The sequence below is a fragment of the Natronococcus occultus SP4 genome (genome assembly GCF_000328685.1).
GTDB classification, from domain to species: Archaea; Halobacteriota; Halobacteria; order Halobacteriales; family Natrialbaceae; genus Natronococcus; species Natronococcus occultus.
The window spans coordinates 3,081,918-3,101,209 of record NC_019974.1 but is presented as its reverse complement, the minus strand read 5'-3'; the positions used below and the strand labels follow the sequence as shown (position 1 = coordinate 3,101,209).

The window sequence follows — 19,292 nt, the reverse complement described above, 5'->3', positions numbered from 1 at the left end:
AGTCACGCGCTCGTGACGATCAACGCGTCCGAATCATCGTCTGTCGGAACGTCCTCGACCCACCAGATAAGTATCTTAAAGAGAAATTCAATTTACACTATAATTATCTGCTACACTGTAATGATATTGTGACTATTACACGACTGTATTCCGATCCTGAACAATTAAAGCAGTAACTATTTATCACTTCTGCAGAAAGAGCTTTTCGACAGAACGTGTTCGACGGAACGACGAACCGATCACTACGTACTCGACTCGTGTCGTCGCTCGTCCCGTTGTTCGTGCGGTTCTCGATCCCGACGGCGACGCTCGTCCCATCCTCTCGTCGACCTCTCGTCGACGTCACCACTCAAACACCGACAGTCGACTCGCTCACCCACTGATGCAATCCCAACACCACCCATCGACACCGGACGCAGAGACACGGCTCGGGCTCGGACTGATCCCGGACGAAACCGGATCGGTTTCGCTTCAGACGGTATCCCGAGCGCGCGACAGGAATCACTCGGTCTTCGTCCTCGATACGGGTCTCGCGGACGACCTCGACTCGCTTTCGGCGGATCCGGACGTCACCGTTCTGGAATCGCCCGGTCCCGACGAGGACGACCGCCGGGAAACACTCGTTTCGGCCGCCCGGGCCGACGGCTGTGACAGCCTCGTCGTCGCAGCGGGCGACGCTCCGATCGATTTCGAGGCGAGCCGACAGCGGAGTCTCGCCTCGCCGGCGTATCACGCCGACGCAGTCGTCGCCGAATCCCGGTCGACGGCCGGCCGACTGGTCGGGATCCCGGCGTACGACGAGGCAGGCAGTATCGAGGACATCGTCCGTGACGCGTCGACGTTTGCAGCCGAGGTCGTCGTCGTCGACGACGGGAGCAGCGACGAGACCGTCGAGATCGTCGCCGAGACCGACGCGACGGTGCTCGAGCACGACAGCAACCGCGGGAAGGGGGAGGCGCTGCGAACGCTGTTCGAGTACGCCCGGACGACCGACCACGAGTCGGTGGTGATCCTCGACGGGGACGGCCAACACTATCCGGACGACATCCCGACCGTCGCCGCCCCCGTCGAGACCGCGGACGCCGACATGGTCGTCGGCAGTCGCTACCTCGAGGGCGGGCCCGACGAAACGCCGTTCCATCGTCGCGTCGGCCAGCAGGTGCTCGACTATTTAACGTTCGGCTCGAGCGGGACGAAGCTCTCGGACACCCAGAGTGGCTTCCGCGCGTTCTCGCGGGACGCCATCGAGACGCTCTCGATCGAAACCAGCGGGATGGGCGTCGAGAGCGAGCTGATCATGGACGCGCAGGACGCGCGACTGACGATCACCGAACGGCCGATCGACGTCCGATACGAGGGCGTGGACGGCCAGACGCTCAACCCGGTCACACACGGCGTCGGCGTCGCACTGTTTCTCGCCAGGTCGATCTCCGAGCGCCGTCCGGCGCTGTTTTACGGCACGGTCGGGGCGGCGCTGCTGGGTGTCGTCATAGGTGCCCGCTGGCTGCTCGAGTGGGGGCCGTTCGCGTCGGGAACGACGGAGAACTGACCACACACGAGACCCGGGCCGGCGTCCTCGTCGCTACACTCACCTCGTCGGGGACCGCCGGCAGCGTCTGCGGACCGCCAAGAGCACGACCGTACCGACGCCAGTAGGCTCTCGTTATCGCTCCCCGATCGGGGTAGCATGCGATTACCATCTCGTCTCTGACCCCGATTTCGTGATCGTCGTTCGCGTGAGTGACTTGAATTTCTGAACGATTGGATCAAAATATACTTAGTACGTTCGTATATCTATGTAATTCGTCCCAATACACCGTTACTTCGACAGAAAGTACTAAGTTCTCTTGCTCGCTCGTCAGGTGTATGGCACGCGACGCCGCGAACCTGAACGAAGACGCCCCGAACAGCCACGCCGCCCTCCCCAACCGCGTAACCGTCGTCGGACACGGCATTCCCGCGAGCTTCGAAATCACCGTCGACGGCGCGATCGAGGCCGCAGACGACGACGGGACCGCCGTCGTTTCGGAACACGCCGCTGAAGGAGCGATCGAAGCCGGCAGCACCCGGTTCCGGTTCTCCGGCGACATGGCCAACGCCCACGTCCTCGACCGCTCCGCGTCGCAGTCGCCGACGATCCACGTCGAGTACGGCTCCGAGTAATCCATGGCTGCCAGCGATACGGAATCCACTATGCCAGGAGCGACCCGCATCGAACGCGAGTACGGTCCGGACACCGCGCCGACCGTCGCCGTCCTCGAGACGATCGCCGCCCTCGAGGACGTCGACGCCACCACACTCGGCGACGAGTTCGGTCTCGTCCTCCACGATCACCTCGATCCGGCGGCGCTCGACGCGATGTTTACGAGCGAGTTCACGCGCGCCAGCGTCTCGGTGACCATCGAGGCCGCTGTGACCTATGACGTGACGATCACGCCCGAGTGTGTCACCGTCGACCGCGACGCGTAACGTCGGCCCGGGTACGAACCGCTCGTTCTACCCGGACCGTCCTCGAACGCGAGGGGTTAGTTCACCTCGAGGACTTCGAGATCGAACTCGAGAGTTTCGCCCGCTAGCTGGTGGTTGAAATCGATCCGAACGATCTCGGGATCGATGTGGGTGATCTCGCCGACGCTGCCGTCTTTCGTCTCGATCTCGGCACCCATCTCGAGGTCCCGCCCTTCCGATTCCAGCATCTGCTCGAACTCGACGGTGTTGTGTTCGATGACCCGGTCCTCGGATCGCTCGCCGTAGGCGTCCTCCGGCGGGACCGTGATCGTGGTTTCTGCTCCCTCCTCCATGCCGACGAGCGCCTCGGTAACCCCATCGATGATCTCGGCGTCGCCAACCTCGAAGGTCAGCGGCTCGAACTCGCGGTCGGGGAGTTGCTCGGCCAGGCCCGTCTCCTCGGCGACGCGTTCACGGGTCGTATCGAACACCAGGCCGTCCTCGAACCGGGCCGTGTACTCGATCGTGACCGAGTCACCGGTTTCGATCGCCATGGCGAACCGTCGGCGTTGCGACGGAATAAAGGACAGGTCTCCGGTCAGTCGGCGCTGTGAAGCGGGACGGCACCGCAGTTCGGGCAGCCGTTGTGTTTCGTCGTCTTGTAGTGGAGTTCGGAGCCACACGTTGTGCAGTTGTACCGATCGGTCGTCATTGTCAGCTGCAGGCCATCGAGACGTATATGGCTTGTGGGGGTCGTCTGCACAGTCCGTCGCTCGACCGATCGATCTCGTATCCGTACGGATCACTCGGATTAGCTGCCATGCGTACGGCGGCACGGGATATGCACCTTGCTTGAACTCACTTTGGGACCACGAGCCGGTCGAAAGCGACGTCAACCGCTGTTGTTCGTTCAGTGAGTGTTTCGAGAAATCTATCAGGAATGCTTTCCAGTAACCACCACATTGGAAATCAGAAATAATTTCCCACCTTTCGCTGTCTGACTGATCCTATCTGAGATGGAGACAGAGTACTGAGTTGGTTTGATCGGCTGCTGGCAGGCCTGCTCCGTGAGAGTTGCAACGCGAACGTAGAAGAGTTGTGGAGAGCGAACTGACGGTGACGTCCATCAGGGTATTCACGGTCGGTCTTTGTCAGATCGGCTGTTTGCTTCGAGAGCTATCACGGATTCTCGCTGAATCAGGTGTTGGACGCTCTTACGGAGCGATCCGGAACTAGGTCGTCGGGCTGTCTGACAGCGACCACGTCCCGCCGACGTCCACGGGAGCGAGGCTTCGTGTGGCCTCTCAGAACGCTCCGTGAGAAACACAATCTCTTGGATGCCGAGCTTCTCGTTGGTCAGTTCGACGATCGGACTGCCCTCCCACGAGTAGGAGTGTCCGATCAGGTCGACTACACTGACCGAAACCATCGGAACGTAGCTACAGATCTTCAAAGTTCGGATCGACCGACGTCCCAACTCGTGGGTCGGAAGTCGGGCGAGCGTACGCAAACGGAGTGAACAGCTTGCAGATTACGATAACTGCCAGAGACCGTACCAAACGTCGGTAGAAAAGTGCCGTCCAAGGCGGCTCAGAACTAGCCAGTCTCACACTAGCGAATATGGGTAGAAAGTTCTAACGGCAAATACAAGAACGACCGTTCACACGATTCGTCGGCTTTGTTGTTGTGAAACTATCTCCCAACTCCTCGACAGATCTCGCCGAGAGTGTCTACTGTGCTCCGTGACGTCCTCCCACGACTGAAGTCGTGGACTTCCGCTATGTTTGTGTCAGTACCTCTCGCTCGAGGATCGCCGCGGGCTCTCAGGTGCCAATGCGTCGTCGTAGAGGTGCACGAACAGCTCTTCGATCTCTTCTTTCGTTGGTTTTCTGGGATTGTTGTCGGGTGATCCGGAATCGATCGCGTCCTGTGCCATTTTCGGTACGACTTCCAGGTACGATTCCCGATCCGGCACATCCCCGAATTCGTCGAGATACGAGGAGAGATTTACGTCGGCACAGAGCTCAAACACACCCTCGCTGGCCTTCTTTGCAGCCGTTCGATCGGGGTCGGTATCGTCGGCTACATCGAACATACGGGCGATCTCCGCGTACTTTTCCGGCGCAGCCATTGCAGAGAAATCCATCACGTATGGCAGGAGAAGCGCATTTGCGAGTCCGTGAGGAATGTGTAACTGTGCACCGAGCGGTCGAGCCATCCCGTGTACGAGCGCTACGGACGAATTGGTAAACGCCTGCCCCGCCTGTAGCTGCCCGATCATCATCTCCGTCCGAGCCTCGATGTCGTCGCCGTTCGCCCACGCTTTCGGGAACCAGGTAGAGATCCGGCGAATAGCTGCTCGAGCGTAGTCGTCCGGGACACCGTACGATTTCACCGACACGAACGCCTCGATCGCGTGGGTAAGACTGTCAATGCCAGTAAACGCAGTGTGGCTCTGCGGTAGCGAGACGGTGAGAACCGGGTCCTCGATCGCGACTTCCGGAACCACGTTCTTGGACACGATCAGGAACTTCGTCGACGTCTCGCTATCTGTGACGACGATCGATCGCGTTGCTTCGCTTCCTGTCCCAGCAGTCGTGTTGACGGCGATTAGTGGTGGAATCGGATTCGGTACTCCTTCGTAACCGGCTCTATCGACGCCGAACTCCCGTATCGATCCGGCATTGTTCGCCAGCACACCAACGGCCTTCCCCGTGTCGATCGAGGATCCACCGCCGAGCGTTACGATAACGTCGCAGTCGTGTTCGTCCCAGAGACGGTGTGCGTCTTCGATGTTTTTGACCGTTGGATCGGGTTGAACGTCCGTGTACGTGACCGTTTTGATCCCCTTGCGCTGTAGATTCTCGGTAACTCGGTCGCCGTGGATGTCGAATATTTGCGGTGTCGCGATGACGAGCGCTTTGCTCCCGTAGAGGTCGGCATACTCACCGACCTCTGTAACGGCTTCTCGTCCAAGGACGACGTTAGACGGCGATACAACGACGCGCGTTCCGTGAGCTGGTGTTGGATACTCGGGTTGCATGGTGTCGGTGTTTCGGATCACAGCCGTTCCGGTTGGTGGTACGGGTCCGTAGTCGGTCTCGCCCGTACCAGCGTTCCGTATGATGCGTTAGCTCCGACCACATTAATTCTTATGTCAACGTGGGAGAATAGGTTTGCCCGACCCGTCGATAGACTCCGCGCAGAAAGAGGAACGCGGTCCGCTCTCAGAAGATGTTGGGGAAGAAGACGTACGTGAACACCATCGTCCAGAGACCAACGAACACGGTGTAGTAGATCACCGGAATCAAGTTGAGTCGGATCGTCCGGCCCTCCTGGCCGACGAGTCCGACCGTCGCCAGCGCGGCGACGACGTTGTGAATGGCGACGATATTTCCGACAGCGCCGCCGACGGTCTGGGCTGCAACGATAATCTGTGTCGGGAGTCCGAGCTCCTGTGCCGCCGTAAAGTGAAAGCTCCCGAACGCGATGTTGGAGACGGTGTTGGAACCCGCCATCGCTGCACCGAGCGCGCCGATAAGTGCGACGATCGACGGATAGGCGGCACCAGCGATATTAGCAGTAGTGATCGCCAGGACGTCCATCATGCTTCCGGCGTCGTGGGCTCCGGGGGCGTCTCCGGAGTTGATCATTACTTCAACCATCGCAATGACAAACACGAGAGCGATAACCGGTGAGACGATTTTCTTGCCCGCCTTCGTCCAAGCGCTTTTGACCTGCTCACCGTTCATCCCGTACAGCGGAATCGCCACGGAAGCGCTGACCAGCAACCAGAACCCGGGAGCATTGATCCACTCGATCTCTGCGGACAGATTCTCATACCCGAAAATCGTCGTCCACTCGATCACGAAGCCGGGTGTTTCAACGAGTAGCTGCGGAACGGGTTCGATGACACGCGTGACGATCAGTAGACCGACGAGGAGAATATACGGTGCCCAGGCCTTTAGTAGCGACATCGAAGGGCCGCTATCGGGCGTGCCGCCGCTACTGTCGCCATTGCTGCCGGGTTCGATCGTACCGACCCAGTGGGACGGCCACTCTTCGCGCGCCGGAAACTCCCATTCGTCGTCGGGCTGGAGATATCCAGCACGAAGTGCGGCGATCGTCAGCGCGCCGCCGACCATCGCACCGATTATCGACGGGAACTCGGCAGTGAGGAACCACGCCGACAACCAGTACGGGACGGCGAACGCGACTCCCGCAAAGAGACACAACGGCCACACCTGTAGAAGCGGTTTCAGTGAGCGCTCGTCCTTGGAATCGAAAAAGTATACGACCATTCCAACTGCAAAAAGCGGCATAACAAATCCTACAAGCGTATGGAGTGTTGCCGCCCACGCTGCTACTTCAGTTGCGAACGTACTGAGGCTCATTTCTCCTTCCTGAACGATCTGTTCCTGGTGGATCTGGAGCGGCGACTCGACACCGACGTGGATCGGTGTTCCGACGGCGCCGTAGGTAACGGCGATCGTGTGCCCGATAAGCGCTGCAACGACGGCTGCAAGCGCCGGGAAGCCAAGCGCCAACATCAACGGTGCAGCGACCGCGGCCGCCGATCCGAACCCCGCGGCTCCCTCGATAAACGTCGTCAGAAAGAACGCGATCAGCACGATCTGCACTCGTCGGTCCTCCGATACAGATGCAAACCCTTCGTTGATACGATCGAACGCACCGGCCTCCATCAGCATATACAGTAACACGAGCGCACCGAAAATGATCCACAGAATCTCGAGGGCAGTCATTACCCCGACTATCGAAGCTCCCGCAAGATACTCCGGCGGATTGTTCCAGACCACGTAGCCGACGCCGACCGCAACCAACCACGAAATCGGCGTCGCTCGCGTTGCCGGCCACAGGAATCCGACGAGCAGTATCCCGACGAGTAGCAGCGGCAATCCGGCGAGCAAGATCTCAACGGGGCTAGCCATCAAAATCACCCGATACTCGGCGGATCAGTACTGGTACGTAACTCCCTGATAGGTATCGCTCTATGGTACCCATGGGCACACGGGAATAGTACAGACACTATACATAAACCTATCGGAAATATCTATACCAGATATCGAGTAGTAGAAATCCAACTCCGAGCTAACTCTGAGATCGCTTTGACGTTACGAAAAATTTCGTCGGTGGGGCCACCGGAGCGCAACGCGGTTACGCGTCCGGCCAGCGCTCGATATATATCGTCTTATCGGTGTAGAAGTGGATCATGTCCTCCCCCTGTGCGTGGAGATCGCCGAAGAAGGACTCTTTGCGTCCACCGAAATGGAAAAACGCCATCGGTGCTGCCGTCCCGGCGTTTACGCCCAGGTTTCCGATATCGGTCTGGTGTCGGAACTTTCGGGCGTCTGCCCCCTTCCCCGTAAACAGGCTCGCCGCGTTTCCGAAGTCGCTCCGATTGAGAACGTTGATCGCGTCGTCGACACTTTCGACCGCCATCAACCCAAGCACCGGTCCGAAGATCTCCTCTTGGCTGATCGTCATTTCCGGCTCCACGTCGCCGAACAGGGTCGGTCCGAGGAAGTTTCCGTCCTCGTATCCGTCGACGGTAACGTCCCGTCCGTCCAAGAGGAGGTCCGCTCCCTCCTCGAGGCCCGTCTCGATAATCTCGCGAACGCGCTGTTCGTGTTCGGCCGAAATGAGCGCGCCGATGTCCGTTTCGTCCTCGAGACCGTATCCGACTGTCTGTGCTTTGGCCGTGTCGACGACCTTCTCGACGAACTCGTCGTACACCGAGTCCTCGACGACGACGACGTCGTTTGCCAGACACCGCTCACCAGCACAGGCGAACGCCGAACCCACCGTTTTTTCGGCTGCGAAATCCAGGTCGGCCGTCTCCGTGACGATAATATGGTTTTTCGCACCACCCTGGGCCTGGACGCGTTTGCCGTTCTGAGCGGCCCGTTCGTAGATTGTCTTCGCGACAGGCGTACTCCCGACGAAAGACGCGCCGACGATTTCGTCGTGGTCTAACAGCGAGTTGACGGTATCGACACCGCCGTTAACGAGCTGGACGACCCCGTCAGGGAATCCGGCCTGGTCGATGAGCTCGAACATTCGCTGAGCTACCAGCGGATCCTGTTCGCTTGGCTTCAGAATAAAGCTGTTTCCGGTCGCAACGGCGTACGGAAGGAACCACAGGGGAATCATCGCCGGGAAATTGAACGGGGTGATCGCGGTGAACACTCCCAGCGGTTTTCGAACGGCGCTCTCGTCGATTTCGGGAGCAGCGTTGAGAAGCGTCCCCCCCTGCATCATCGTCGGTATTCCGCACGCGACCTCCACGTTCTCGATACCTCGGCGGATCTCGCCAGCGGCTTCGTCGACCGTCTTTCCGTGCTCCTGAGCGACTATTTCCGCGAGCTCGTTCTGGTGTTCCTCGAGGAGCTGCTTCAGCTCGAAGAGGGGTTGAATCCGGTCTTCGACGGGCCGGGCGGACCAGTCCTCGAACGCTTCAGTGGCCGTTTCGACGGCACGGTCGATATCGTGCTCGGAGCTGAACGAGACGTGGGCGAGCCGTTCCGTCGTTGCGGGGTTGATGACGTCGCGTCCCTCGTCGCTCTCTGGCGTGTGCCAACTCCCACCAACATAGTTCTGTACTTCGCCGCTGTCCGGAAGCGTCTCTAACTGAACCATGAATCGTACCATAAGCCGGCTCGAAATAACTGTTTCGGTCGGCAGGGTGGTGTCCGCCTTTCAGGATTGCCAAAAGACTCCGGATTTGGATAAGGCCAGTCTCCTCTCTGTTCCGATGGTGTTTACAGAGGTACTTGTGTAATTAGAGGGCGATATAATTATCTCTTCGAACCCTCCGCCCAGGTATTCTCACAGCAGACCTCCGACACGAAGCTCTATACTCCCGGTCTGCCTCTCTTTTGCACATGCTGAATCAGTTCATGGGAGACGTATCTCCCGGCGGTAACGAATTCGGCTCGGCCGCTTTTCGGTGTTCGGGCTGCGAGCGGAAGTTATATGCGATAACGGAGCGAGAGTGTGTACCATGACCGGGGATAATACGGGGCAACGGACCGTGAAAACCGCCGAGACCGTCGTCGACATTATCGAAACGCTGAGTGAACTCGAGCGAGCGTCGCTTACCGAACTCGCCGCCGCGCTGGACATGCCTCGGAGCACGCTTCACGTACACCTGTCGACGCTCGTCGAACAAGAACTACTCGTCAAGGAGGAAAACGAGTATCGGCTGGGAATGACGTTTCTTTGTCACGGGACGAAAGTCCAAAAGCGGAACGCTCTCTATCAGAAATCCGGCGAGTTTCTTCGGCAGGTGGCACGGCAGACGGAGGAGATCGTCTGGCTTGTGGTAGAGGAGTACGGCGAGGGAGTCTGTCTGCGAAAGGAGAAAGGGGAACTAGCCGTCCAGCCGTACAAACAGATCGGCAAGCGGATCACGCTACACGACACTGCAGCCGGGAAGTCGATTCTCTCCCAGTTTACCGAGCCACAAATAAGAGAGATAGCCGAGAAGAACGGATTACAGGACCGAACTCCGAACACGATTACGGATCTCGACGAACTGCTGGAAGAGATCGAGACGGTCCGCGAGCGAAACGTGGCGTTCAACGACGAGGAATCGATCGAGGGGTTCCGCGCGGTTGCCAGTCCGGTTTCGGCACCGGATGGCCAGGTCGGAGCGATCGTTGTCTCCGGACCGAAAAACCGACTGCGCGGAGAGCAGTTCTCGGAAACGATTCCCGAGATCGTATCGGGCGCCGCTAACGCGCTGGAGCTCGAGCTTTCGTCGAATTCGGGGTAAATTACACTACAGAAATTATACCTTTCCAGACGATAATGAAGACAGGAGACTAGCAGTAGCAGCTTCTCTGCTCGCATCTCCCGCTGTGCTGCCCGTTAGATATCTTTGCTCAGACCTGCTGTTAGCTGTCGCGAATCACCTCGACTATCCTGTCGAAAAACTGTACAACCCGATTGAGAAAGAGAAACAGAAGCGATACGCCGGGTAGTACGACGCTCAGCGACGAACTATTTGAAGCCGGTCTCAGTGACTGGAGGTCGATAGAGTGCTGCGAAGGTCCTCATTGAGAGGGAGAAAGGAAGCCCAGAACTGAATGAAAGAGTTCGAAGGCACCCGCCCCGACTCGTCCGAAGAGGACGGCTTGATTCGTCGGCGCTCGGTCAGTCGAATTTTGATGGGACTGACAACATTGAATCACAACTCCGAACTACCAGCGGTTGCTCGAAGGAGCGGTACCGAGCAGAGCCACTCTTCGGGGATAAAAAGCCGGCGGAAAATTGGCTCTCCAACGGCCGTATCGAACGAACCAGAGAGTTCGTCCACGTTGTGTGCGTGGGTTTCCGTCCGGGACGGGCCGTCTGTCGAATCGCCCGAACAACGCGACTGATCGTGTCCACCAGGTGGACCACCGAGGACGGTGATCGGTTTTCTCGGTCCAACGAGGACGTACCGCCGACGACGCACGGTTGGACGCTCGGCATCGCTATCGACCAGATTTCCACACGAAGTGTGAGCAGTCTCTTCTAATGTTTCACGCATCCGCTCACCAAACCGAGTCCGAATCAATCCGACGAGCTGTCCCCTGCTGAATACCACTACACACCCGATCGAAACTCATGATCGTGACGTAGTGGCTGTACGACCGGAGTCGTACTCGTCGCGGTCGTCGTTACGTCCTCGTTCTTACTCCCTCTCGCGACGAACGTTCGGAGTTTCGGCGACGAGATCGGTAAGTCAGCGATTCCAGTGTGGGGTCTTAGCCGAGCGGCTCGATCGATAACCCGTCGAGGACGCGTTGCTCCGCGACCGCGACATCGTAGGCGTCAATCGTTGCCGTGCCGATCAGCCACGTGACGTCCGTTGCAGGCTTGATTCGAATCCGGTCGCTCGAGAAGTTCGTTATCCACGTTCTCCCTCCTCGCACGTTGACCCGGACCCCGTCTGGAAGCCGATCGCTGGAGGGGACGTCCGCGCGAGCGAGCAACGGCTCGATGAGTTCGTCTGCCAACGATTCGCTCGGCCACACGCCGCAGTAAACGACGGTCCCGTCGCCGACATCCCGTCGCGTAATCGCGGCTCGGTCGTTTTCGACGCCGTCAGCGTCGTATACGAACAGCGGCGTCGCGGTAGCGGTCTCGAGCCATTCGGCCCACACCTGGAACTGATACGTGTTCTCCCCGTTTACGTTCCGGACTCGGGTGTCGAGTTGTGAGGGGAGTGACTCGTGTCGGTCGACGGTCGCGCCGACGAGGTCGGCGAGCGGTCCCGGCTGCGGGACCGGACGAAGCTTGTTGTACGCGTCTTTGACACCCGTCCGTGGGCCCAGCAGGAGTTCTCCGCCGTTCTCGACGTAGGCTGTCAGCCGGGTTGCGAGGACGTCGTCGACGAGGTGGAGCGCCGGTGCAACGACAGCGTCGTACTCCTCGAGGGGTGTCGTCGGATGAACGACGTCGACCTGGGTTCCGCGGGCACGAGCCGCGCCGTAGAAGCGTTCGAGGAGTTCCCAGTAGTCGAAGTCGGGCGAATGTGGCTGTTCGGTAAGCGCCCACAGGTTCTCGAAGTCGAACAGCACCGCGACGGGTGCCTCGACGTGGTCGTCCTCGCCGACTTCGGCCAACTCCGCGGCAGCTTGCTTCGCGCCGTGATACCCGCGGTCGGGTGATCCATCCTGTTTGCGCAGTCCGGCGTGGTACTGTTCCTGGCCTTCGAGACAGCGACGCCAGCGGAAGTACAACACCGCATCGGCGCCGTGGGCCGTCGCGTGGTGGGCCCAGAGTCGCATCGCTCCGTCGCCGGGCTGGGGCGCGTACGGCGGCCAGTTGATGTCGCCGGGTTGCTGTTCCATCACCCAGAACGGTCGATCGAGGGCACTCCGGTAGAGATCGTGGTCCATTCCGATCTGATCGGGATCCCCGGCGCGGAGCTGGGCGGGCGTCGGCTCGCCGGCGAGCCGATCCTGGACGAATCCGGTGGGGTACGAGTCCCACGAAACGAGATCGAGATCCTCGCTGACGGCGTACGCGTCCAGGTTCGAAAATCGACCCATGAAATTGTGCGTAACGAACCACTCGGAATTCGCTTCCCGAAGGAGATCGACGTGCAACCGGTTGTACTCGACGACGGCGTTACTCGAGAAGCGTGCGTACTCGAGGAGCCGCGACGGGTGGTGGTCACTCGGCGTCGGGCCGGGCGGGTCGATCGCTTCGAAACTCGGATAGCGCTGGCTCCAGAACGTCGTACCCCAGGCGTCGTTGAGCGCTTCGATCGAGTCGTACTTCTCTGCGAGGTACTCGCGAAAAGCGTCCGCACAGTCCGCACAGTAGCAACGGACGGTACCGTGACAGCCGAACTCGTTATCGGTCTGCCACCCCGCGACATGGGGATCGTCGGCGTACCGATCGGCCACTCGGGAGACGATGCGCTCGGTTTCCTCGCGGTAGGCGGTTGAGTTGAAACAGTAGTGACGCCGGCTCCCGTGTTCTCGTACGGTACCGTCGGAGTCTTCCTGGAGAATCCCGGGTCGCTCGTCGACGAGCCACTTTGGTGGCGTCGCCGTCGGCGTACAAAGCACGGCCTGCATCCCGTGCTCGCCGATCAGCTCGACAGCCTCGTCGAGCCATTCGAAGTCGAACTGCCCGCGTTCGGGTTCGAGGACGGCCCACGAGAACTCCGCCATGCGGACGTACTCGAATCCGGCGTCGGCCATCGCTTCAATATCGGTTTCCCACCGTTCTCGCGGCCAGTGCTCGGGGAAGTAACAGACGCCAATGGTCATACGACCACGTCACGGACCGGACCCCTAAACGTTGCCGTGGGAACTCTCGAGATCGCTACGGCGTCGTCACCGTACAGTAGGCGGTCACCGTGGCGATTCGCCACGGCGGTGCGAACGATTTGCGGGCAGCTACGCCGAGTCGGGACGTGCGGCCGAGAGAGGGACCGCTCGTCCCCTGTCCTATGGCAACCGTTTATTACCCTTCAGGTCAGTATGATAAACGATGATGGCAGTAGCAAAGAGTCTGTCACGAACGGGGAGTATCGCCGGGATAGTCGTGGTTTCGTTTGTTGCCCTCGCGTATTTCGGGGTCCAGTATATCCTCGCTCAAGGCTGGGGGCTGATATTCGAAGTAACGTACTTGTTGGTGCTCCTGATCGTGTTTGCAATCGTCAGCGACCGACTGTTCATCCGATGAAAGGGTTCGATCTCGACGACGAACTGACGCTTCAGTCCTCGAATCGAGCGGACTACCGCCGCGGGAACGGCCAATGCCGGTAGAACGATGAGCGTGAGCTGGAATCAACTGTCGCCGGAAGAAACGAGACGAGGAATACGGCAGGCAGCAAAGGAGATGGGAAGTTTGGTCCGGACTACGTTTGGACCGTTGGGGGCCGACAAGATGATCGTCCGTCGAATGCAGGACGATACCGTACGCACGTTTATTAGCAACGACGGCGTGGCGATTTTAGAGGAGTTCGAGGGAGAGACGGATCATCCGATCGCGAACCAACTGATTCGGCTGGTGGAGAGCCACGAAAACGAACTCGGCGACGGGACGACTACGACGACCCTGCTGGCGAGCGAACTACTGACTGCCGGCACCAGATTGATCGAACGGGGTGTTCCACCGACCGACGTTATCGAGGGGTTCTCTATCGGGGCCCAACGTACGCTCGAAGTCTGGGACGAGATCGGAATCCCCGTTGCAAGTACCGATCGCCCTACTTCGCCAACCGAATTCGATCGTGGCCAACTTGAGCAGATCGCACACGGCGGAACGACGAACAACCGTACCGGCGCGTGGCCGCTCGAGCAGCTCAGCGAGGATATCGTCGACGCCGTCCTCCGGGTGTGGGAACCACGGCGGGGAACCGTCCATCTCGGGTACGTCGCGATAGAGGTTTTCCCCGGTCGAAACGTCACCTCAAGCGAACTGATCAACGGGACGTTGTTGCCGTACGAACCGATGTGTGCCGAACGCCTGCTTCCGATCGACGCAGGCATTCTCCTTGTCGAGGGCTCTCTCCAACCACGCGATGTCTCTACCAACTCTCTCTCGGTTAGCGGTGAGTACGTGACCGGCGGTGGCAACAACCGAAGAGATAGCAGGAAGATAGCCGAGGCAATCGCCGAGGCGAACGTCGGGGCGGTATTCGTCACCGGCGACGTCAGTAGCGAGATCGGTGAGCAGCTGGCCAGGCGGAACGCCGTCTGTTTCAGAAACGTAAAACGGTCCGACGTAGACGTTCTGTCACGCGTCACCGGCGCTGCGATACGGGGGCCCGTGACACCCGGCGAACCCGCTTCGAGCAACGACCTCGGGTACGGGACGGTCAACGTGCGCGCTGCGCAGGACGAGAAAACGTGGCTAGAGGTCACAGCTCCGAAAGGGACCGAACCACGAAGCGTCGGGTTCGTCGTCCGCGGCGGTACCGAAAGCGCGGCGGACGAAGCGAGAAGACGAATCAAAGACGGTCTCAACGCGGTCCGCGCCGCCGTCAAGCAGCCGACGGCGCTTCCAGGGGGTGGTGCGGCCGACGTCGAGGCAGCGCTTGCTGTTCGGAAACTGGCACCCCGATTTGACGGTCGCGAGCAGCTGGCCGTCGAAGAGTTCGCCGACGTGCTCGAATCGCTCCCGCGAACGCTGGCACGCAATGCCGGTCACCGACCGCTCGATTCGATACCCGAGCTCCGTACTCGTCACGCTGGAAACAATCAACGGGCGGGGATCGATGCTTCCGGGCGGATCGTCGACGACGTCGTCTCCGCTAGCGATGCTCTCGATGCGCAACTCGTCCGATCCAGCAGTTTGGTCCGAAGCGTCGAGTTTGCAAACTCGCTGCTTACCGTCGACAACGTCGTGTTGGATACGACTCCCCCGATCAATCCCGAAGAGATCAGAACAGGAACGCGGTAAGTACCCCTCCGAGGGTGAGAGGAAGAACGCTCGCGACGCTTCGCTTCTGATCGATCTCGTACAGTCGTTGAACGATCGGCAACATCAGGAAGCCGACGAGGATCCAGGCCGCGGCCTTGAACGCGCGAACGGCGTGCATCTGTGGCGTTTCGTATACGAACGAATACGCCGACATGGCGAACTCGACGGTTCCACCGCCGTTTTGAGCCACAGCCTCGGCGCTCGCACCGTCCGGGACCGTAACGGTGGAGATAAGAACGGAGCCGAGGACAAACACCGGAACGAATACCACGGTCAGATAGCCGCCGAATTTGAACACGTCGCTTTCCATAACGTGGTCCTCGGAGAGATAGCCGGCGATTACGCCGATGAGACCGAAGTAGATGAACCAGGAAAACAGAACCACGAACGTTCCGAACAGGACGTTAATAATGAGGGCTGCTGGCCAGCCTGAAAAAATATACCCCTCCGTGACGATGAACGGTTCGCTCATGTACTCGAACGCGCCACGGGACAGCGAGTGAAGTGCGAGACCGAACAGTGCCGGAAGCCACCCGTACTGGCGGACCACGCCGATCATCCTCTCGACGTCGTTCGCCTGCAGAAGCTCGCGCCACGGTCGGAGGACCGTCCACCCGGACGCTTGATGGTCAGGGTTTACCATTGAACTCATAGTCAATGCTGTTGCCAATTAGTAAAAAAGGTTGCGTCCGGCCGTCGAACGAGCTCAGGCGGGTGGAGCAGCCGCCGATTCTTGCTCGTCAAGATACGCGAGACTGAGGCCGGTGGACGCGTCAAAAATATGCATCTGGTCGGTGTCGAGGGTGAGAAAGACGTTGTGGACGTCTTCCGTGATCGCTTCGGGATCGATGAACGCTTTGTGTTCGTCGATATCGCTGTCGGGAGCGGTTTCGTCGGCCTCGTCCGACGTTGGAATATCCTTGGTAACGGGACCTTCGTCCTCGCTCTCGAGATCGAAGTACAGTAGATCCCGTGCGCCCAGCGGTTCGATGATGTCGATATACGCGTCAATAGTCCCTTCAGTTTCCGTTTGCCCGACGCTGATGTGTTCCGGACGAACCCCTAGCTTCAGTTCGTTCGTGTCCAGTGATTCGATCCGTTCGGCCCGGTCCTGCCCGATCTCGATCTCGACGTCGCCGGTGAGCCGTCCGCCAGTGTTGGTGGGTTCGTAGGAGACGTCGAAGACATTCATGGAGGGGCTTCCGATAAACTGTGCGACGAAGAGGTTTCGAGGACGGTTGTAGACCTCGCGGGGAGTCCCGACTTGTTGGAGATTTCCGTGATTGAGGATGGCGATCCGGTCGCTCATCGTCATCGCTTCCTCCTGATCGTGGGTGACGTACATCGCCGTCGTTTCGAGCTCCTGTTGAATACGTTGCAGCTCGGTTCGCATGTGTTTTCGGAGCTTCGCGTCGAGGTTGGATAGCGGTTCGTCGAACAGGAAGACGGCGGGTTCACGAACGATCGCACGTCCGGTCGCGACGCGTTGTTGCTGCCCGCCCGAGAGCTGTTTCGGCCGATCGTCTAGAAGTTCCTCGATACCCATCAGCGTGGCGGCCTCCTCGACGCGCTCGTAGATTTCCTCGTCGGCTAAATCGGTCGAGCGTTTGAGCCCGAACGCCATGTTCTCACGGACGCTGAGATGAGGGTACAAGGCGTAACTCTGGAACACCATCGCGATATCCCGATGCCGTGGAGGAAGTTTGTTGACCGTCTCTTCGCCGATCGAGATCGTCCCCTCGGTGATCTCTTCCAGTCCGGCTACCATTCGAAGCAACGTCGACTTTCCTGATCCGCTCGGGCCAACCAGTGTGAGGAATTCACCCGCCTCGATATCCAGGTTGAAGTCGTCTACCGCGACGATATTCTCATCGTACACCTTCGTCACTCCCTCGAACTCGATCGAACTCATCGCTAGAAAGATACGTAACGGTGGTTAATATCTTTTGGGATGCTATACCACAGACGGGTCGAAAGCGCATCCGACACACTACACCGAAAGTCGAAACACCAAGAGACGGCTGGGAACCGAAAGAGACGGAACGAGACGAATTACGACTTGACCGCTCCTTCAGCCAATCCTTTGACGATGTAGCTCTGGAGCAGGAAGAACACGACCAGGAGTGGAATCGTCGCGCTGATTGCACCCGCCATCAGCATATCCCAATTGAGCGCGAACTGACCGACCCACTCGCTCATGCCCGGCGGAAGCGTCTGGCGTTCCGAATCGTTGATCAAAACCAGCGCGAACACGAACTCGTTCCACGCCAACACCCACGTAAAGATCGCCGTCGTCGCGATTGCCGGCGCCGATAGCGGGAGAATAACCCGAAGCACCGCCCCGAATCGAGTACTGCCGTCGATCATCGCCGCCTCTTCGAGGGACTCGGGTAAGTTTTCGTAGAACCCCCGTAGCATCCAGATCGCGAACGGAAGCGTGAACGCAACGTACGCGATCATGAGACCGGTCAAGGTGTTAACTAGCCCGAGATCGCGAAAGACGATAAACAGCGGAATCGCGATGAGGATCAGCGGGAACATTTGCGTGACCAACAGGAACGTCGCCATCGCCTTTCGTCCCCGGAATCGAAGACGACCGATGCTGTACGCACCGAACGTACAAACGATGATGCTCAGGACTGTCGCACCGACGCTGACGATCAGGCTGTTGCGGAACCAGTACGGGAAGTCCGATTCGGTCCAGACCTCGTAGTATCCGGACAGGTCCGCGTTTGCCGCCCAGCCAACAGGATCACCGATAAACGCCTCAAACCCGATCTGATTGACCGACACGACAAACATCCAGAGAACCGGAGACAGGACGATCGCGATCAGCGACCACAACAGCCCGTGAAATCCGACCCGTTTTGCGCGTTCGCGTTGCCGGTCACTCAGAACGCTCGTGTTCGATTCTTCGTTCGGAGTCGTCTGTGTGTCAGTTGCCATGGTCATTTCCCTCCGACGTCGTCACGATAGAGCCGCAGGTAGATCAGGCCGTAGCTCAGCATAACCAGCAACATGACGACTGCAATCGCGCTTGCTAGACCCATCTCACCGAGGTGGAACGCCCGTTCGTAGATATAGACCGGTAAGACCATCGAGGAGTTCCCGGGTCCGCCACCGGTCATCACGTAGATCAGTGTGAAGTGATTGAGCGACCAGAGGCTCATCAGCAGCGTCATCACGATCGCGATCGGCTGAAGGAACGGGAGGGTGATGTGCCGGAACGAATCGAGCCGTGAGGATCCGTCGACGTGGGCCGCCTCGTAGAGATCGCTCGGGATCCCCTTCATCCCTGCGAGGAACGTGAGCATGAAGAAGGGGAAGTTCCGCCAGACCCACGCGATCATAATCGAGAACAGTGCGTACCGCGAACTCGAGATCCACGGCAGCCCCTCGCTAATTCCGGCGAGCCGGAGGAAGCCGTTCAGTGGGCCCAGCTCGAAACTATACATCAGCCGCCAGTTCAGGGCGATGGAGATAAACGGGATCGCCCACGGAAGCAACAACAGCGTCGTCGCCACTGATCGGCCGCGGAAATCTCGATTGAGCAGAATCGCGAACCCGAGCCCGACCAAGGCCATGACCACGACCGACGCAAACGCCCACACTAGCGTGTTCCGCATAACGATCCAGAACTCCGTCCAGCCAAAAATGTAGGCGTAATGATCGAGACCAACCCATTCGGGGTCGCCGATCCCGTCGTACTCGAAGAAGCTCAGGTACACTCCACGGAGAAGCGGATAGACGCTGACGGTTCCCAGCGCTAACAGCGACGGGAGGAGGAACAGCCATCCCCAGACGCCCTCTTTCGAGAGCCAGTGATAGTACTCGCGCGGTATCTCGAAGTTACGAATATCTTGGATTTTCGTCGACATCTTATCAGTTTTTGT

The 19,292-nt window shown here is 59.1% G+C and carries 15 protein-coding genes and 1 pseudogene; 7 read left to right on the top strand and 9 right to left on the bottom strand.

From position 1 onward, the window contains the following. Positions 1-382 precede the first annotated feature (382 nt). The 3 genes from NATOC_RS15170 to NATOC_RS15160 all read left to right on the top strand — a co-directional run bounded on the left by NATOC_RS15170 (position 383) and on the right by NATOC_RS15160 (position 2,469). Complete coding sequence (locus NATOC_RS15170; protein ID WP_015322353.1) at positions 383-1,549, top strand: glycosyltransferase family 2 protein; 1,167 nt, start codon at positions 383-385, stop codon at positions 1,547-1,549. A 317-nt stretch (positions 1,550-1,866) separates the two neighbouring features. Beyond that, positions 1,867-2,163 carry a hypothetical protein gene (locus tag NATOC_RS15165; RefSeq protein WP_015322352.1) on the top strand — a complete coding sequence of 99 codons (297 nt, stop codon included), beginning with the start codon at positions 1,867-1,869 and terminating at the stop codon, positions 2,161-2,163. Positions 2,164-2,193: 30 nt separating this feature from the next. Next, positions 2,194-2,469 carry a HalOD1 output domain-containing protein gene (locus NATOC_RS15160; protein WP_015322351.1) on the top strand — a complete coding sequence of 92 codons (276 nt, stop codon included), beginning with the start codon at positions 2,194-2,196 and terminating at the stop codon, positions 2,467-2,469. Positions 2,470-2,525: 56 nt separating this feature from the next. Here the strand turns inward: NATOC_RS15160 and NATOC_RS15155 are convergent, their stop codons facing one another. Beyond that, the gene (locus tag NATOC_RS15155) at positions 2,526-3,002 is read right to left on the bottom strand and encodes an FKBP-type peptidyl-prolyl cis-trans isomerase (RefSeq protein ID WP_015322350.1); all 477 of its coding nucleotides are present in this window, start codon (positions 3,000-3,002) and stop codon (positions 2,526-2,528) included. Between the two features lie 520 nt (positions 3,003-3,522). On the opposite strand from NATOC_RS15155, the pseudogene NATOC_RS22450 reads away from it, so the two are divergent. Continuing rightward, a pseudogene (locus NATOC_RS22450) lies at positions 3,523-4,076 on the top strand (hypothetical protein). Between the two features lie 161 nt (positions 4,077-4,237). Here the strand turns inward: NATOC_RS22450 and NATOC_RS15150 are convergent. The 3 genes from NATOC_RS15150 to NATOC_RS15140 all read right to left on the bottom strand — a co-directional run bounded on the left by NATOC_RS15150 (position 4,238) and on the right by NATOC_RS15140 (position 9,105). Continuing rightward, positions 4,238-5,512, bottom strand: a complete 1,275-nt coding sequence (locus NATOC_RS15150) for an iron-containing alcohol dehydrogenase (RefSeq protein WP_245549657.1) — start codon at positions 5,510-5,512, stop codon at positions 4,238-4,240. Positions 5,513-5,675: 163 nt separating this feature from the next. After that, entirely contained in the window at positions 5,676-7,397 is a 1,722-nt protein-coding gene (locus tag NATOC_RS15145; protein WP_015322347.1) for an L-lactate permease, read from the bottom strand. A gap of 226 nt (positions 7,398-7,623) precedes the next feature. Next, positions 7,624-9,105: a CoA-acylating methylmalonate-semialdehyde dehydrogenase gene (locus tag NATOC_RS15140; RefSeq protein ID WP_015322346.1), complete on the bottom strand. Its 1,482-nt coding sequence runs from the start codon at positions 9,103-9,105 to the stop codon at positions 7,624-7,626. A 364-nt stretch (positions 9,106-9,469) separates the two neighbouring features. Between NATOC_RS15140 and NATOC_RS15135 the strand changes: the two genes are divergently transcribed. Further along, the gene (locus NATOC_RS15135) at positions 9,470-10,243 is read left to right on the top strand and encodes an IclR family transcriptional regulator (RefSeq protein WP_015322345.1); all 774 of its coding nucleotides are present in this window, start codon (positions 9,470-9,472) and stop codon (positions 10,241-10,243) included. 976 nt (positions 10,244-11,219) lie between these two features. On the opposite strand, the gene NATOC_RS15130 is transcribed toward NATOC_RS15135, so the two are convergent. Continuing rightward, positions 11,220-13,238, bottom strand: a complete 2,019-nt coding sequence (locus NATOC_RS15130) for a beta-galactosidase (RefSeq protein WP_015322344.1) — start codon at positions 13,236-13,238, stop codon at positions 11,220-11,222. Positions 13,239-13,461: 223 nt separating this feature from the next. Here NATOC_RS15130 and NATOC_RS15125 point away from each other — a divergent pair, with 223 nt between their 5' ends. Beyond that, positions 13,462-13,656: a hypothetical protein gene (locus tag NATOC_RS15125; protein ID WP_015322343.1), complete on the top strand. Its 195-nt coding sequence runs from the start codon at positions 13,462-13,464 to the stop codon at positions 13,654-13,656. Positions 13,657-13,875: 219 nt separating this feature from the next. Continuing rightward, the gene (locus NATOC_RS15120; RefSeq protein ID WP_245549656.1) at positions 13,876-15,378 is read left to right on the top strand and encodes a TCP-1/cpn60 chaperonin family protein; all 1,503 of its coding nucleotides are present in this window, start codon (positions 13,876-13,878) and stop codon (positions 15,376-15,378) included. On the opposite strand, the gene NATOC_RS15115 is transcribed toward NATOC_RS15120, so the two are convergent. From NATOC_RS15115 to NATOC_RS15100, 4 genes are all read right to left on the bottom strand, one after another. Beyond that, entirely contained in the window at positions 15,359-16,042 is a 684-nt protein-coding gene (locus NATOC_RS15115; RefSeq protein WP_245549655.1) for a hypothetical protein, read from the bottom strand. The two genes, NATOC_RS15120 and NATOC_RS15115, sit on opposite strands and share 20 nt — an antisense overlap. A gap of 63 nt (positions 16,043-16,105) precedes the next feature. Continuing rightward, positions 16,106-17,311 carry an ABC transporter ATP-binding protein gene (locus tag NATOC_RS15110; RefSeq protein WP_015322340.1) on the bottom strand — a complete coding sequence of 402 codons (1,206 nt, stop codon included), beginning with the start codon at positions 17,309-17,311 and terminating at the stop codon, positions 16,106-16,108. A 140-nt stretch (positions 17,312-17,451) separates the two neighbouring features. Further along, complete coding sequence (locus NATOC_RS15105) at positions 17,452-18,243, bottom strand: carbohydrate ABC transporter permease (RefSeq protein WP_245549654.1); 792 nt, start codon at positions 18,241-18,243, stop codon at positions 17,452-17,454. 104 nt (positions 18,244-18,347) lie between these two features. After that, the gene (locus NATOC_RS15100; RefSeq protein WP_015322338.1) at positions 18,348-19,277 is read right to left on the bottom strand and encodes a carbohydrate ABC transporter permease; all 930 of its coding nucleotides are present in this window, start codon (positions 19,275-19,277) and stop codon (positions 18,348-18,350) included. Between the last annotated feature and the right edge of the window lie 15 nt (positions 19,278-19,292).

Coding starts and splice junctions, on each gene's coding strand:
- NATOC_RS15170 (WP_015322353.1), top strand. CDS start 383: ATGCAATCCCAACACCACCCATCGACACCGGACGCAGAGACACGGCTC.
- NATOC_RS15165 (WP_015322352.1), top strand. CDS start 1,867: ATGGCACGCGACGCCGCGAACCTGAACGAAGACGCCCCGAACAGCCAC.
- NATOC_RS15160 (WP_015322351.1), top strand. CDS start 2,194: ATGCCAGGAGCGACCCGCATCGAACGCGAGTACGGTCCGGACACCGCG.
- NATOC_RS15155 (WP_015322350.1), bottom strand. CDS start 3,002: ATGGCGATCGAAACCGGTGACTCGGTCACGATCGAGTACACGGCCCGG.
- NATOC_RS15145 (WP_015322347.1), bottom strand. CDS start 7,397: ATGGCTAGCCCCGTTGAGATCTTGCTCGCCGGATTGCCGCTGCTACTC.
- NATOC_RS15140 (WP_015322346.1), bottom strand. CDS start 9,105: ATGGTTCAGTTAGAGACGCTTCCGGACAGCGGCGAAGTACAGAACTAT.
- NATOC_RS15135 (WP_015322345.1), top strand. CDS start 9,470: ATGACCGGGGATAATACGGGGCAACGGACCGTGAAAACCGCCGAGACC.
- NATOC_RS15130 (WP_015322344.1), bottom strand. CDS start 13,238: ATGACCATTGGCGTCTGTTACTTCCCCGAGCACTGGCCGCGAGAACGG.
- NATOC_RS15125 (WP_015322343.1), top strand. CDS start 13,462: ATGATGGCAGTAGCAAAGAGTCTGTCACGAACGGGGAGTATCGCCGGG.
- NATOC_RS15120 (WP_245549656.1), top strand. CDS start 13,876: ATGCAGGACGATACCGTACGCACGTTTATTAGCAACGACGGCGTGGCG.
- NATOC_RS15115 (WP_245549655.1), bottom strand. CDS start 16,042: ATGGTAAACCCTGACCATCAAGCGTCCGGGTGGACGGTCCTCCGACCG.
- NATOC_RS15110 (WP_015322340.1), bottom strand. CDS start 17,311: ATGAGTTCGATCGAGTTCGAGGGAGTGACGAAGGTGTACGATGAGAAT.
- NATOC_RS15100 (WP_015322338.1), bottom strand. CDS start 19,277: ATGTCGACGAAAATCCAAGATATTCGTAACTTCGAGATACCGCGCGAG.